General features: G+C 63.3%; 10 protein-coding genes. 4 read left to right on the forward strand and 6 right to left on the reverse strand.

Annotation, left to right across the window (positions count from 1 at the left end):
* Nucleotides 1-136 precede the first annotated feature (136 nt).
* Nucleotides 137-607 (reverse strand): VOC family protein, encoded by a 471-nt coding sequence (locus ACYG9Z_RS17435; protein ID WP_023738135.1) that lies wholly within the window; start codon nucleotides 605-607, stop codon nucleotides 137-139.
* A 270-nt stretch (nucleotides 608-877) separates the two neighbouring features.
* On the opposite strand from ACYG9Z_RS17435, the gene ilvD reads away from it, so the two are divergent.
* Complete coding sequence (gene ilvD / locus ACYG9Z_RS17440) at nucleotides 878-2,722, forward strand: dihydroxy-acid dehydratase (RefSeq protein ID WP_023712616.1); 1,845 nt, start codon at nucleotides 878-880, stop codon at nucleotides 2,720-2,722.
* Between the two features lie 10 nt (nucleotides 2,723-2,732).
* Here the strand turns inward: ilvD and ACYG9Z_RS17445 are convergent, their stop codons facing one another.
* The gene (locus tag ACYG9Z_RS17445; protein ID WP_156929827.1) at nucleotides 2,733-3,203 is read right to left on the reverse strand and encodes a hypothetical protein; all 471 of its coding nucleotides are present in this window, start codon (nucleotides 3,201-3,203) and stop codon (nucleotides 2,733-2,735) included.
* Between the two features lie 54 nt (nucleotides 3,204-3,257).
* On the reverse strand, nucleotides 3,258-5,015 hold the full coding sequence (locus ACYG9Z_RS17450; RefSeq protein ID WP_023698913.1) for an ABC transporter ATP-binding protein: 1,758 nt from the start codon (nucleotides 5,013-5,015) through the stop codon (nucleotides 3,258-3,260).
* A gap of 175 nt (nucleotides 5,016-5,190) precedes the next feature.
* Here ACYG9Z_RS17450 and ACYG9Z_RS17455 point away from each other — a divergent pair, with 175 nt between their 5' ends.
* Together ACYG9Z_RS17455 and ACYG9Z_RS17460 are read left to right on the forward strand one after the other, a co-directional pair.
* Entirely contained in the window at nucleotides 5,191-6,471 is a 1,281-nt protein-coding gene (locus ACYG9Z_RS17455; RefSeq protein WP_023712614.1) for an amidohydrolase family protein, read from the forward strand.
* A 72-nt stretch (nucleotides 6,472-6,543) separates the two neighbouring features.
* Entirely contained in the window at nucleotides 6,544-7,467 is a 924-nt protein-coding gene (locus tag ACYG9Z_RS17460) for a DMT family transporter (RefSeq protein ID WP_023738138.1), read from the forward strand.
* A 1-nt stretch (nucleotide 7,468) separates the two neighbouring features.
* On the opposite strand, the gene ACYG9Z_RS17465 is transcribed toward ACYG9Z_RS17460, so the two are convergent.
* Nucleotides 7,469-8,371: a phosphotransferase family protein gene (locus ACYG9Z_RS17465; protein ID WP_023738139.1), complete on the reverse strand. Its 903-nt coding sequence runs from the start codon at nucleotides 8,369-8,371 to the stop codon at nucleotides 7,469-7,471.
* Nucleotides 8,372-8,477: 106 nt separating this feature from the next.
* Between ACYG9Z_RS17465 and ACYG9Z_RS17470 the strand changes: the two genes are divergently transcribed.
* Nucleotides 8,478-9,110, forward strand: a complete 633-nt coding sequence (locus tag ACYG9Z_RS17470; RefSeq protein ID WP_023738140.1) for a class I SAM-dependent DNA methyltransferase — start codon at nucleotides 8,478-8,480, stop codon at nucleotides 9,108-9,110.
* A gap of 28 nt (nucleotides 9,111-9,138) precedes the next feature.
* Here ACYG9Z_RS17470 and ACYG9Z_RS17475 read toward each other — a convergent pair whose 3' ends face one another.
* A complete protein-coding gene (locus ACYG9Z_RS17475) occupies nucleotides 9,139-11,592 on the reverse strand; it encodes a GcvT family protein (protein WP_023738141.1) in 2,454 nt (817 codons plus the stop codon).
* Nucleotides 11,589-12,473, reverse strand: a complete 885-nt coding sequence (locus ACYG9Z_RS17480) for a phosphotransferase family protein (RefSeq protein WP_023703531.1) — start codon at nucleotides 12,471-12,473, stop codon at nucleotides 11,589-11,591. The genes ACYG9Z_RS17475 and ACYG9Z_RS17480 overlap by 4 nt, the downstream gene beginning before the upstream one ends.
* Nucleotides 12,474-12,496 lie beyond the last annotated feature (23 nt).

Raw genomic sequence — 12,496 nt, forward strand, 5'->3', positions numbered from 1 at the left:
GAAGGGCGGATGAGGGGCAGCGCCGACGTTGAAGGGTCAATTGGCTCCAACGCGCGCCGGCCCTCCGCATGGCTCAGGGCGTTCGAAGCTCGAAAAGCCAAGCAATTGGCTTTTCGTCCGCTACGCGGACCCCTTCTCACCCCTCCGCAGCTTCCTCGATCTTCGCAATATCGATCTTGCTCATCTGCATCATCGCCGACATCACCCGCCCGGCCTTGGCCCGGTCCGGATCCAGAAGCAGGCGCGGCAGTTGCTCCGGCACGACTTGCCAGGAGACGCCGAACTTGTCCTTCAGCCAGCTGCATTGCGACGGTTCGCCGCCGCCTTCGATGAGCTTGTCCCAGAAATAATCGACCTCTTCCTGGGTCTTGCAGTCGATCGACTGTGACATCGCCTCGTTGAACTTGAATTGCGGTCCGCCGTTGAGCGCCTGGAACCGCACGCCGTCGAGTTCGAACGTGGTCACCAGCGCCTTGCCGGCATCGGTATGGCCTTCGGGCCAACGCAGCACGCTCAGTACCTTCGAGTTCTTGAAGATGGAGACGTAGAAATTCATCGCCTCTTCGGCCTGGCCATCGAACCACAGGCAGGTGGTGATCTTTTGCATGTCATGCTCCTCGGGTGTTTGGTTGCGATTACAGGTGAAGCGGCTGACTTATAGAAATGGTACCATTCCCTTGCCGTCGTCCCAAGGACGGATGCCGGGCTAGCGATCCGACACTGGCCGGCAATCTTTTTCGAAACCCTGATTTCAGCGAGACTCTGGCGCATTGCAAAAATGTGGCCAGACCATACTTGCCGGTCTATAAACCCTGCGATCCAAATCCAGCGCCGCCACGCTCCGCGTTGAGCGCAGCCAGCCAGCCAAGGAAAATTCATGCCTGCCTATCGCTCCCGCACCACCACCCACGGCCGCAACATGGCCGGCGCCCGCGGCCTGTGGCGCGCCACAGGCATGAAGGATTCGGATTTCGGCAAGCCGATCATCGCGGTGGTCAATTCCTTCACCCAGTTCGTGCCGGGTCATGTCCATCTGAAAGACCTTGGCCAGCTGGTGGCGCGCGAGATCGAGAAGGCCGGCGGTGTCGCCAAGGAATTCAACACCATCGCCGTCGATGACGGCATCGCCATGGGCCATGACGGCATGCTCTATTCGCTGCCGTCGCGCGAGCTGATCGCGGACTCGGTCGAATACATGGTCAACGCGCATTGCGCCGATGCCATGGTCTGCATCTCCAATTGCGACAAGATCACGCCCGGCATGCTGATGGCCTCCTTGCGCCTCAATATCCCAAGCGTCTTCGTCTCCGGGGGGCCGATGGAAGCCGGCAAGGTGGTGCTCGCCGGCAAGACACAAGCGCTCGACCTGGTCGACGCCATGGTTGCCGCCGCCGACGACAAGATCTCCGACGAGGACGTCAAGGTCATCGAGCGCTCGGCTTGCCCGACCTGCGGCTCGTGCTCGGGCATGTTCACCGCCAATTCGATGAACTGCCTGACCGAAGCACTGGGGCTCTCGCTGCCGGGCAACGGCTCGACGCTGGCAACCCACGCCGACCGCAAGCGGCTGTTCGTCGAGGCGGGTCACCTTATCGTCGATCTCGCCCAGCGCTACTACGAGCAGGATGATGAGACGGCGCTGCCGCGCAGCATCGCCTCGAAGGGCGCCTTCGAGAACGCCATGACGCTCGACATCGCCATGGGCGGCTCGACCAATACGGTGCTGCATATCCTGGCCGCCGCCCACGAGGGCGAAGTCGATTTCACCATGGAAGACATCGACCGGCTGTCACGGCGGGTTCCGGTGCTATGCAAGGTCGCACCGGCCAAGTCCGACGTGCATATGGAAGACGTCCACCGCGCAGGCGGCATCATGGCCATCCTCGGCCAGCTCGACAATGCCGGGCTGCTCAACCGCAACCTGCCGACGGTGCATACGGCAAGCCTCGGCGAAGCGCTCGACCATTGGGACATCTCCCGCACCTCGAGCCAGAGCGTCCGCGACTTCTTTCTCGCCGCTCCGGGTGGCGTGCCGACACAGGTCGCCTTCAGCCAGGACCGCCGCTGGGACGAGCTCGACCTCGACCGCGAGAAGGGCGTCATCCGCTCAGCCGAGACGCCGTTCTCCAGAGACGGCGGGCTTGCGGTTCTGAAAGGCAATCTCGCGCTCGACGGCTGCATCGTGAAGACGGCCGGCGTTGACGAGTCGATCCTGAAGTTCACCGGCCCGGCCCGCGTGTTCGAAAGCCAGGACGCTTCCGTGAAGGCGATCCTGTCCAACGAAATCAAGGCCGGCGATGTCGTCGTCATCCGCTATGAAGGACCGCGCGGCGGTCCCGGCATGCAGGAAATGCTCTACCCCACGAGCTATCTAAAGTCGAAAGGCCTCGGCAAAGCCTGCGCGCTGGTCACCGACGGCCGCTTCTCCGGCGGCACATCAGGCCTGTCGATCGGCCATGCCTCGCCCGAAGCAGCGGAAGGCGGCACGATCGGACTGGTGCAGGAAGGCGATACGATCGAGATCGACATCCCCAACCGCACGATCCGGCTTGCTGTCAGCGACGCTGAACTCGACGCGCGCCGCGCGGCCATGGAGGCAAAGGGCGCCATGGCCTGGAAGCCCGAGGAAAAGCGCAAGCGCAAGGTGACGACCGCGCTGCGCGCTTACGCCGCCTTCGCCACCAGCGCCGACAAGGGCGCGGTGCGGCACGTGCCGGAGTGATCCAGCCCGGCTAGTGGTACTGGCCGTACCAAGGCGATTTCGGATCGGGAAGATAGGGCCAATCCGTGCGGGTTGGCAGCGATCGCTTTGCGTCTTCCGCCTGTGATGGTGTCAAGAAGATGCCGAACAGGTCGTTTCCACCGTTGAGCGCGTAGTATCGCACGCCCGAATGGGTGAGTTGGTCATTGATGATTTTGAAGAAGACATAAGTGGCCGTGCCCCAGCTTTTGTCTTCGCTGCCCACCCTATCCGGGGCGTATATCACGAACTCCTGGCCAGCCGAGCGCACGGCATATCGTGAAGCGTACATGTCTACGCTTTCCTCGATTGCGATTGGGTCTTTCACATATTGCCGAAGCTCGGGCAAAACTTCTTGGTAGGTCTTTGCGATTCCTTGTTCGGCGAGGTTCTCCGCGTCGAGGTGATGCGCCTTGTCGTAGTCGAGAGCCATGGCAGGAGATTGCGCGGCAAAGGTGCCCAACAAGACGGATCGTAGAAAGGACATGAACCGAGCAGCGCGCATACTCGCACTCCGTTATGGCATCAGCTGATATTCATAAAGCTTCTGATACAGCCCGCCTTGGTTGAGCAGCGTGCGATGCGCGCCGCTTTCCACCACCTTGCCGGCCTCCAGCACCACGATCGTGTCGGCCTGGTGCACGGTCGACAGGCGGTGGGCAATGACGATGGTGGTGCGCCCGACCGTCAGCTGCTGCAGCGCGTCGCGGAAAAGCGCCTCGGATTCGGCGTCGAGCGCGCTGGTCGCCTCGTCGAGCAGCAGGATTTCGGCATTGCGCAGCATGGCGCGCGCGATCGAGATGCGCTGGCGCTGGCCGCCTGACAGCAGCGCGCCATTCTCGCCGACATCCGTGTCGTACCCTTTCGCCTGGGCGCTGATGAAGTCATGTGCATTGGCGGCCCTTGCGGCGGCCATTACTTCCTCGTCCGTGGCGCCCTCGCGCCCGAGCCTGATGTTGTGCATGATCGTGCCGGCAAACAGGAACGTGTCCTGGCTGACATAGGCGATCTTTTCCCTGACCGAGGTGAGCGTGGCACAAGAAATGTCCTGCCCGTCGAACATCACCCTGCCGACCTGCGGGTCGTACATGCGCATGATCAGGTTGAGGATGGTCGACTTGCCGCTGCCCGAGGGTCCGACCAGCGCCGTCATCTTGCCTGCGGCAAGCGTCAGGTCCAGTCCCTCGAACACCGGCGCGCTTTCGGGGTAGGCGAAGCTGACATTGTCGAAATGGATCTCGCCCGGCCCGGCCCGCAGCGGCTTTGCATCCGGCTTTTCGGCCAGCGTCAGCGGCCGGTCGGCGAGCTGGAACATCATGCGCACGCCGACAATGCCGGTTTCAAGCGAGATGCGTACGCGGGCCAGGCGCTTGGCCGGCTCATAGGCCAACAGCAGCGCCGCGATGAACGCCATGATGTTGCCCGGCATCTGACCGCCGCCGCCCAGAACCAGGAAGCCGCTGACAAAAACGGCGCCAGCGATGGCCAGCCCCGCAAGCGTTTCCATCACCGGGCTGGTGGCGGCCTCCAGCGTGGCGATGTTGTTGGCGCGGCTCTCCACGTCCGACACGGCCTTGTACATGCGCTTGCGCATGGCGCCTTCGAGACCGAAGGATTTGACGACGCGCACGCCGATCGCCGTTTCCTGCATCACCTGCACGATCTGGCCGAGCGAACGGAATTCTTGCGAGGCAATTTTTCGGACGCGCTTCAGGATACGATTGACGCCGTAAATGGCGATCGGCCCGATCACCAGACAGATCAGGGACAGCGCCGGCTGCTGCCAGACCATCACCCCCACCAGCGCAGCCAGCGTCACCAGGTCGCGAACATAGGACGTGACGATTTGGTCGAGCACGCTGCGCGCGGCCTGGGCATTGTTCGTCATGCGCGAAATCAGTTCGGACGAAGAGGTCGAATGATAGAATTCGATGCCTTGCGCAAGAATGCTGTCATAGATCTTGCGCTGCCGGTCGGCGATGATGGCATTGCCGACCCTGCTCATGAAGTAGGCCTGGATGAAGTTTGCGAAGCCCTTGAGAATGAAAATCGCTCCGGTCGCCGCCGCGATCAGATTGACCTGCCCAATCCGCTTGTAAACCACGAATTCATTGGTGATTTCGCGCAGCATATAGGCGCTGGCTGCTGTCGTTGCCGCCACAACCAGCATCGACAGAATGGCCGCAGCGTAGCCAAATCTATGCGCGTGAAAGGATTCCCGCAAAAGCCTTGCGATAAGGCGCTGGTTTTCCGTCGAACGGAAGAAGCGAAACAAATGGCCGATCCCATGCCTGACTGACGAATTTCGGATTCGCCACCGGGGCGAAAGGCGGCTTATAGAGCGAGTTGTGGCCGGATGGAACCTTTCGCTGTCGCGGAGACAATCGGCTGCGGCACGGTGTCTTTTGCGCCACGATTGCGGCGACTGATCTGCAGGGAGATGACGACAGATGGATTTCGACCTTGTTGTGCGCGGCGGAACGCTGCCCGACGGCACCGTCGCCGACCTGGGCATCATCGGCGAGACGATCGTCGCCATCGAGTCCGAACTGCATGTCAGCGCCGGCACGGCGATCGACGCCCGTGGCAATCTGATCTCGCCGCCCTTCGTCGATCCGCATTTCCATATGGACGCCACGCTGTCCTACGGCATTCCACGCATCAACGCTTCGGGCACGCTGCTGGAAGGCATTTCGCTGTGGGGCGAACTGAAGCCGCTCTTGACCCATGACGCGGTGCGCGAGCGGGCGCTCGCCTATTGCGACTGGGCGGTCTCGATGGGCCTGCTCGCCATCCGTACCCATGTCGATGTCTGCGACGACCGGCTGCTGGCGGTCGAGGCGCTGCTCGACGTCAAGAAGATTGTCGCGCCCTATATCGATCTGCAACTGGTCGCTTTCCCGCAGGATGGCTTCTACCGTTCGCCGACGGCGCGCCAGAACACGCTGCGCGCGCTCGACATGGGCGTCGACATCGTCGGCGGCATCCCGCATTTCGAACGCACCATGGCCGACGGCACGCGCTCGGTCACCGAACTTTGCGAAATCGCGGCGAAGCGCGGGCTGATGGTCGACCTGCATTGCGACGAGACCGACGATCCGTTGTCGCGCCACATCGAGCAGCTTGCCTATGAGACGCAGCGCCTTGGCCTGCAGGGCAAGGTGGCCGGCTCGCACCTGACTTCCATGCACTCGATGGACAATTATTACGTCTCCAAGCTGCTGCCGCTGATCGCCGAGACCGGTGTCTCGGCGATCCCCAATCCGCTGATCAACATCATGCTGCAGGGCCGCCACGACACGTTTCCCAAACGCCGCGGCATGACCCGGGTGAAGGAGATGCAGGCGCTCGGCATCCGCGTCGGCTGGGGCCAGGATTGCGTTCTCGACCCCTGGTATTCGCTCGGCACCGCCGACATGCTCGACGTCGCCTTCATGGGCCTCCACGTCGCTCAGATGTCGAGCCCTGCCGACATGGCGCGCTGCTTCGACATGGTCACCAACGTCAACGCCGCCATCATGGGCCTCGATCATCTCGGCCTTGCCGTGGGCAAGCGCGCCAGCTTCGTCATCCTCGATGCAGGCAACCCGATCGAGGCCTTGAGGCTGCGTGCCGAACGGCTGTGCGTCGTCGCCAGGGGCAAGGTGGTGGCCGAGCGCACGAAGCAGGAGACACGGCTGTCGATCGCCGGCCGTCCCGGACAGGTGAACCGGCGGCACAAAGCTGCGTAGAAACAGCCGATTTCCGCCGCTGGTCTTACCGATTTGCCTCGTCAAAGCGGCCGCTTGCAGCTAGGGAGCCGCATGGCCCAGTCGCTCGTCCGCACCTTTACCATCAGGAACGTGCTTTTGGCCGGCATCCTTTTGATGCTGGCCGGCGACTTCATGTTCGCGCTGAACGACGCGATGGGCAAATGGCTGGTCGCCAGCTTCTCGGTGGGGCAGGTGGTGCTGATCCGATCGATCGGGGCCTTCATCGTGCTCGGCCCGATGATCGCCAACCAGGGCGCCGCAAAGCTGTTCCAGATGGAGCGGCCAGTCCTCCAGCTTCTGCGCGTGGTGGCGACGACGGTCGACACAGCCTTGTTCTACGCCGCCGTCGTCTATCTGCCGCTGGCCGATGTGATGAGCTTCTACATGGCCGGGCCGATCTATGTGGCGGCGCTGTCGCATTTCCTGCTCGGCGAAAAGGTCGGCTGGCGCCGCTGGGCCGCCATCCTGGTCGGCTTCTGCGGCGTGCTGATCATCTTGAAGCCCTCTTCGGCGGCGTTCTCGCAGTCCTCGCTGTTCGCACTGGTCGGCAGCATCGCCTTCGCCTTCGCCATCATCCTCAGCCGCCGCCTGCGCGGCACCAGCGACACCACGTTGGTCACATGGCAGACGATCGGCACGCTGCTGGTTGGCGCCGTGATGACCATCGGCGCCTGGAAGGCGCCGTCGGCACTCGATTTCGGCGCCATGCTCCTGCTCGGCATCGTCTCCTGCAGCGCGCATCTGATGATTACCAGGGCGCTGAAACTGGCCCCTGCCTCGACGCTGGCGCCGCTGCACTACAGCCTACTTCTATGGGCGGTGATCTTCGGCCTGGCCTTCTTCGGCGACGTGCCGGGACCGCGCATCCTGATCGGCTCGGCCATCGTCGTGCTCGCCGGCCTGTTCATCTTCCACCGCCAGAAGGTGGTCGAAACAGTCGTGCCGCCGGAGAACGTGCCGAAAGGCGTGAATTGACCTAACCTTGCCGCACTGCCGCCAGATGCCGTGAAAACTCAGGCGTTTCCATCAGCGCCTTGCAACGGGCGAAGCGGCCGTCGGCATAGGCGCGGAAATCCTCGACCGGGTTGTTGTTGGCAAGCTGGATCAGCCCCCACAGCGTCCACAACAGGTCGCACATCGCCTTGTAGATAACGACGCGGCCGCGGTCGGCCGGTTTTGCCTCGCCGCCGAAATAGGCCCGCATCATCTCTTCCTCTTGCGCGATGTCGAATCGGCCTTCGACCGAGAGGTCGCCGAGATCCCAGAGCGGGTCGTTCATCCCCGAATATTCCCAGTCGACGATCCACATCCGCTCGCCCGTATCGAGAAAATTCTCGCACAGCGGATCGCAATGGCAGGCGGCAAGCGGCAGTCTATGCGCGGCAAGGGACGCACGCACGGTGTCGGATTCGCGCACCACGTCGTGGTAGCCCGGCGGCAAGGCAACGTCCTTGGTCGACAAGACCTTGAGATAGTCGTCGATCATCGCAAACAGCTCGAAGCGGAACGGAAACACCGCGCCGGACGCGTGCAGCTTGCGGAAGGCTTCGCCGGCGCGGGCCGGGCTGCCGGCGCGCAGCTTGAACTTTTGCGGCGACATCGTCACTGCGCCGGCAACGAAGCGGCTCGCCAGCACGCCTGTCGCGGGGTCGACATGCAGCACCTCGGGACTGACGCCGGCTTTGGCCGCCTCACGCGCCGCCACCGCTTCATTGGCGCGGTTGATGTACTCCTCCGTGCCTTTGCCGGGGATACGCAGGCAGATATCACCGGCCCGGAAGACGAGATTGGTCATTCCGCCCAGCCGTTTCAGCGGCCCATCATAGCCCGCCAACGCCGGAATCGCCGCAAGTGTTGCGCGTGCCTCGTCCGTCCCCATGCCTGTTGCCCCTGGCGTGCTATTTCTTGCGACAACGGTTCCACAGTTTTCGCCGTTTGGCTATCATCGGTTCCAGGGTGAGCAGCGAGCTGGCGGAGAAACAGCCATGGCGGACGACAAGGATCATGGCGGGCTTGGCGCCGCCTATGCGGCGCAACGGCCCGAGGACGTCGCCGCGATCTATGACAATTGGTCGGAAACCTACGATGCCGATATGTCGGCCGCCGGCTACCGCCATCCGACGATCTGCCTGGCCCTGCTCGCACGGCATCTGCCGCGCGGCGCGGCCCCGCTTCTCGATGCCGGGGCCGGCACCGGGCTGATCGGCGAGTGGCTGGCCATCACCGGCTATCCCCAGGTCGAAGCGCTCGATATTTCGCAAGGCATGCTGGCCAAGGCGGCGGCAAAGGGCGTCTATTCGGCGCTGCATTGCCTGGCGCTCGGCGGCCCGCTGCCCTTTGCCGACAATGCCTATGCCGGCATCGTCTCGGCCGGCGTTTTCACCTCCGGCCATGTCGGCGCCGGGGGACTGGATGAACTGATCCGCATCTGCCGTCCCGGTGGCGTCATCGTGCTGACCATCAAGAACACGCTGTGGAACGCCGGCTTCGCCGAACGCATCGCTGTACTCGAAGCTGAGGGCAGGGTTGTCCCCGCCGAGGAGACGGCGCCCTATGTCTCGATGCCGGGCGAGGCGGATACCGTGCCCAGCCGCGGCCTTGTGCTGCGCGTGAGCTGAATCCTTTGACCTCAAATCCGGGCTCGGGCTATGCCTTGATCCTGCTCATCGAAGGATCGTACATCGGTTCGAGATGGATCTTCGCCGGCGTCCGTTCCATCGCGACCACCAGCTCATAGTAGCCTGAGCTGAGAAAATCGTCGCTGACGCCATCGGCGTTGCGGACATAGCCATAGCCGATGTTCTTAGCCAGCGTGTAGCCATAACCGCCGCTGGTGAGATAGCCGACCGGTTCCCCATTGCGCAAAATCGTCTCGCGTCCGACGAGGACGATTTCGGGATCGTCGACCGTGAAGCCGGCAAAGCGTTTCTTCAGGTCGGCGCCGCTAATCTTTTCGAGCGCCCGCCGGCCGACGAAATCGGTGTTCTTCCTCAGCTTCACCGCCCAGCCGAGGCCGGCCTCCTGAGGCGTGTCGTTGGGGGTGATGTCGGAGCCCCAGGCGCGGTAGCCTTTCTCCAGCCGAAGTGATTCCAGCGCCCGGTAGCCGATCGGCCGGATGCCGTGCGGCTTGCCTGCCGCCATCAGCGTGTCGAAAATCTCGCCGGTGGCGGCGATCGGCACATGCAATTCCCAACCAAGCTCGCCGACATAGGTGACGCGCAGCGCCCGAACCGTATGGCCGGCAGTCGTGATCTCGCGGATATGGCCGAACGGGAAGGCGGCGTTCGAGACATCGGCATCGGTCACGGCAGCCAGAACGTCGCGGGCCCGCGGTCCCATCAGTGACAGCGTGCCGAAATCCTCAGTGACATCTTTCAGCGTCACGTCGAGACCCTTGCCGACATGGTCGCCGATCCAGGAGAGATCATGCGTGCGGAAGCCGGTGCCGGTCACGATGTAGAATTTGTCTTCGGCGAGCCTGGCCACCGTCAAATCGGCCTCGATGCCGCCGCGCGTGTTGAGAAGCTGCGTGTAGGTCAGCCGTCCCACCGGCTTGGCGACATCGTTGGCGCAGATCCAGTCCAGCGCCTTGGCCGCATCCGAACCCGTCATTTCGTATTTGGCGAAGGACGACTGGTCGAAGATGCCGACTTTCTCGCGCACATGGCGATGCTCCTCGCCGACCGGGCCAAACCAGTTCTGCCGGCCCATGGAATAAATGTCTTCGGGTCTGGCGCCCTGCGGCGCGAACCAGTTCGGCCGTTCCCAGCCGAGCTTGGAGCCGAACACCGCGCGGTGCGCTTTCAGCCGCTCGTAGAGCGGCGAGACGATGCGCGGCCGGCCCGAGACGTACTCCTCATGCGGAAAGCCGATCGTGTAATGCTTGCCATAGGCTTCCAGCGTGCGATCGCTGACCCATTGCCGGTCGCGGTGCAAATTGGAAAAGCGCCTGATGTCGACCACCCAAAGGTCGAGCGGCGCTTCACCATCGACAACCCATTGCGCCAGCACCCAGCCGGCGCCGCCGCCGGAAGCGATGCCGAAGGCGTTGAAGCCGGCGCCGACGAACATGTTGGCGCATTCGGGCGCGACACCGAGGATGAAATTGCCGTCCGGCGTAAAACTCTCCGGCCCGTTGATCATCTGCTTGACGCCGACCGTCTCCAGCGCCGGCACGCGCGCGATCGCCTGGCTCATATGCTGTTCGAAATGATCGTAGTCGTCGTCGAACAGGCGGAACTCCCAGTCATCGGGGACATCGCCGCCGGGCAGGCCGGTCGTCCAGGCTTGTGGGTTCGGCTCATAGCCGCCCATCACCAGCCCGCCGACCTCTTCCTTGAAATAGGTACGGCGGTCGGGATCGCGGATTGTCGGCGCGTCGGTCGCCAGCCCGTCGATCTTCTCGGTGATGATGTACTGGTGCTTGACGGGTTGCAGCGGCACGGAAATGCCGGCCATCGCGCCGACCTGGCGCGCCCATTGCCCGGCACAGTTCACCACCTTGTCGCAAGCAATGTCGCCCTTGTTGGTCTTCACCGCGGTGATGTGCCCGTCCGTCATGTCAAATCCGGTGACGCGGACATCCTCGAACAGCTTCGCGCCATGCATGCGCGCGCCCTTGGCCAGCGACTGCGTGATGTCGGAGGGGCTGGCCTGCCCATCGGTCGGCAGCCAGGAGGCGCCGACGAGGTCGCTGGTCTCCAGCAGCGGCCACACCTTTTTGACCTCCCCCGGCGACAGCAACTGCATGTCCATGCCGAAGCTCCTGGCCGTCGTCGCCAGCCGTTTATATTCGGTCCAGCGGTCGGCATTGGTCGCAAGCCTGAGGCACCCGGTCATCTTCCAGCCGGTAGCGAGCCCGGTCTCAGTCTCCAGTCCCTTGTAGAGCTCGACCGAATATTTGAGCACGCGGGTGATCGAGGCCGACGAGCGCAACTGGCCGACCAGCCCGGCCGCATGCCAGGTCGAGCCCGAGGTCAGCTTGCCCTGTTCCAGCAGCACGACATCGGCCTTGTGGTCGCGCGCCAGGTGATAGGCCGTCGAACATCCGATAATCCCGCCGCCGATGACGACGATGCCGGCATGCGTGGGCAAGCTCATGACTGTGTCCCGTATTTCGTGCGGTAATTGTCCAGCGCCGCGTCAAGCCGCGTCAGGTTCTCCGCGGTGTAGGCGACGTAGTCGATGCCGGGCGCGTCGAGGTAAAGTTCGGAAACCATGCTCCACATCGCCTCGCGCAGCAGCGAGGCGCATTGCATGGCGGCGTGCGAGCGGCGGATCGCCTCATCCGGCTCGCGCATGAAATACGCCGTGAGGAAAGTGAAGGACTCTGCGTCGCTCATCTCGGCGTTGGAGGCAACGCCGGCAAGATCGAACATCGCGGTGTTGAAACCGGCATATTCGAAATCGATGAGCCACAACCTGTCGCCATCGTCGAGAATATTTGCCGGCAAAAGATCATTGTGGCCGAAGACGATCGGCAGCAGTTTCTGGGCCCGCTCCAACTCGTCGGCCAGAGCCAGCAGCCTGGGCAGCTCGTCGCGCTTGCGGCTGCCGCCTTCGCTCAGCGTTCGCGCATAGTCGCGGATGACATGGAAGACCCAGAACATGAAGCCGGCGCCGGAGATGTGATTGGGCATCTCGCGATGGAACCCGCGCATAAGCGCTGCGACGCGGCCGATATTGGCGCGCACATCCTCGGCGACATAGGTCTTCGCGCCGAGGAATTCCGTGACCATGATGCCGGGTTCGGAATGGCGGACCGCCGGCGCGAAGCCTGCGGCGTGCGCCGCGCGGGCCGTCATCACCTCGCGGTCGCGAAAGACGTGGTGAAATGGATAGTCCTGGCCGAAGCGCACGACATGCCGCCCGGCCGCGTCCTTGACCAGATAGTTGGCGTTGCTGAGGCCGCCCGGCAGCGGCGCAATGTCGATGCTGCCATTCCAGCAAGGCAAGGCCCGGATGCGGTCTTCAGCAGTCACGGGGCCATCCCTGACTTTTGCGG

The sequence above is a fragment of the Mesorhizobium sp. RSR380A genome (assembly GCF_054719385.1).

Coding starts and splice junctions, on each gene's coding strand:
- ACYG9Z_RS17460 (WP_023738138.1), top strand. CDS start 6,544: ATGGCCCAGTCGCTCGTCCGCACCTTTACCATCAGGAACGTGCTTTTG.
- ACYG9Z_RS17465 (WP_023738139.1), bottom strand. CDS start 8,371: ATGGGGACGGACGAGGCACGCGCAACACTTGCGGCGATTCCGGCGTTG.
- ACYG9Z_RS17435 (WP_023738135.1), bottom strand. CDS start 607: ATGCAAAAGATCACCACCTGCCTGTGGTTCGATGGCCAGGCCGAAGAG.
- ACYG9Z_RS17455 (WP_023712614.1), top strand. CDS start 5,191: ATGGATTTCGACCTTGTTGTGCGCGGCGGAACGCTGCCCGACGGCACC.
- ACYG9Z_RS17475 (WP_023738141.1), bottom strand. CDS start 11,592: ATGAGCTTGCCCACGCATGCCGGCATCGTCGTCATCGGCGGCGGGATT.
- ACYG9Z_RS17470 (WP_023738140.1), top strand. CDS start 8,478: ATGGCGGACGACAAGGATCATGGCGGGCTTGGCGCCGCCTATGCGGCG.
- ilvD (WP_023712616.1), top strand. CDS start 878: ATGCCTGCCTATCGCTCCCGCACCACCACCCACGGCCGCAACATGGCC.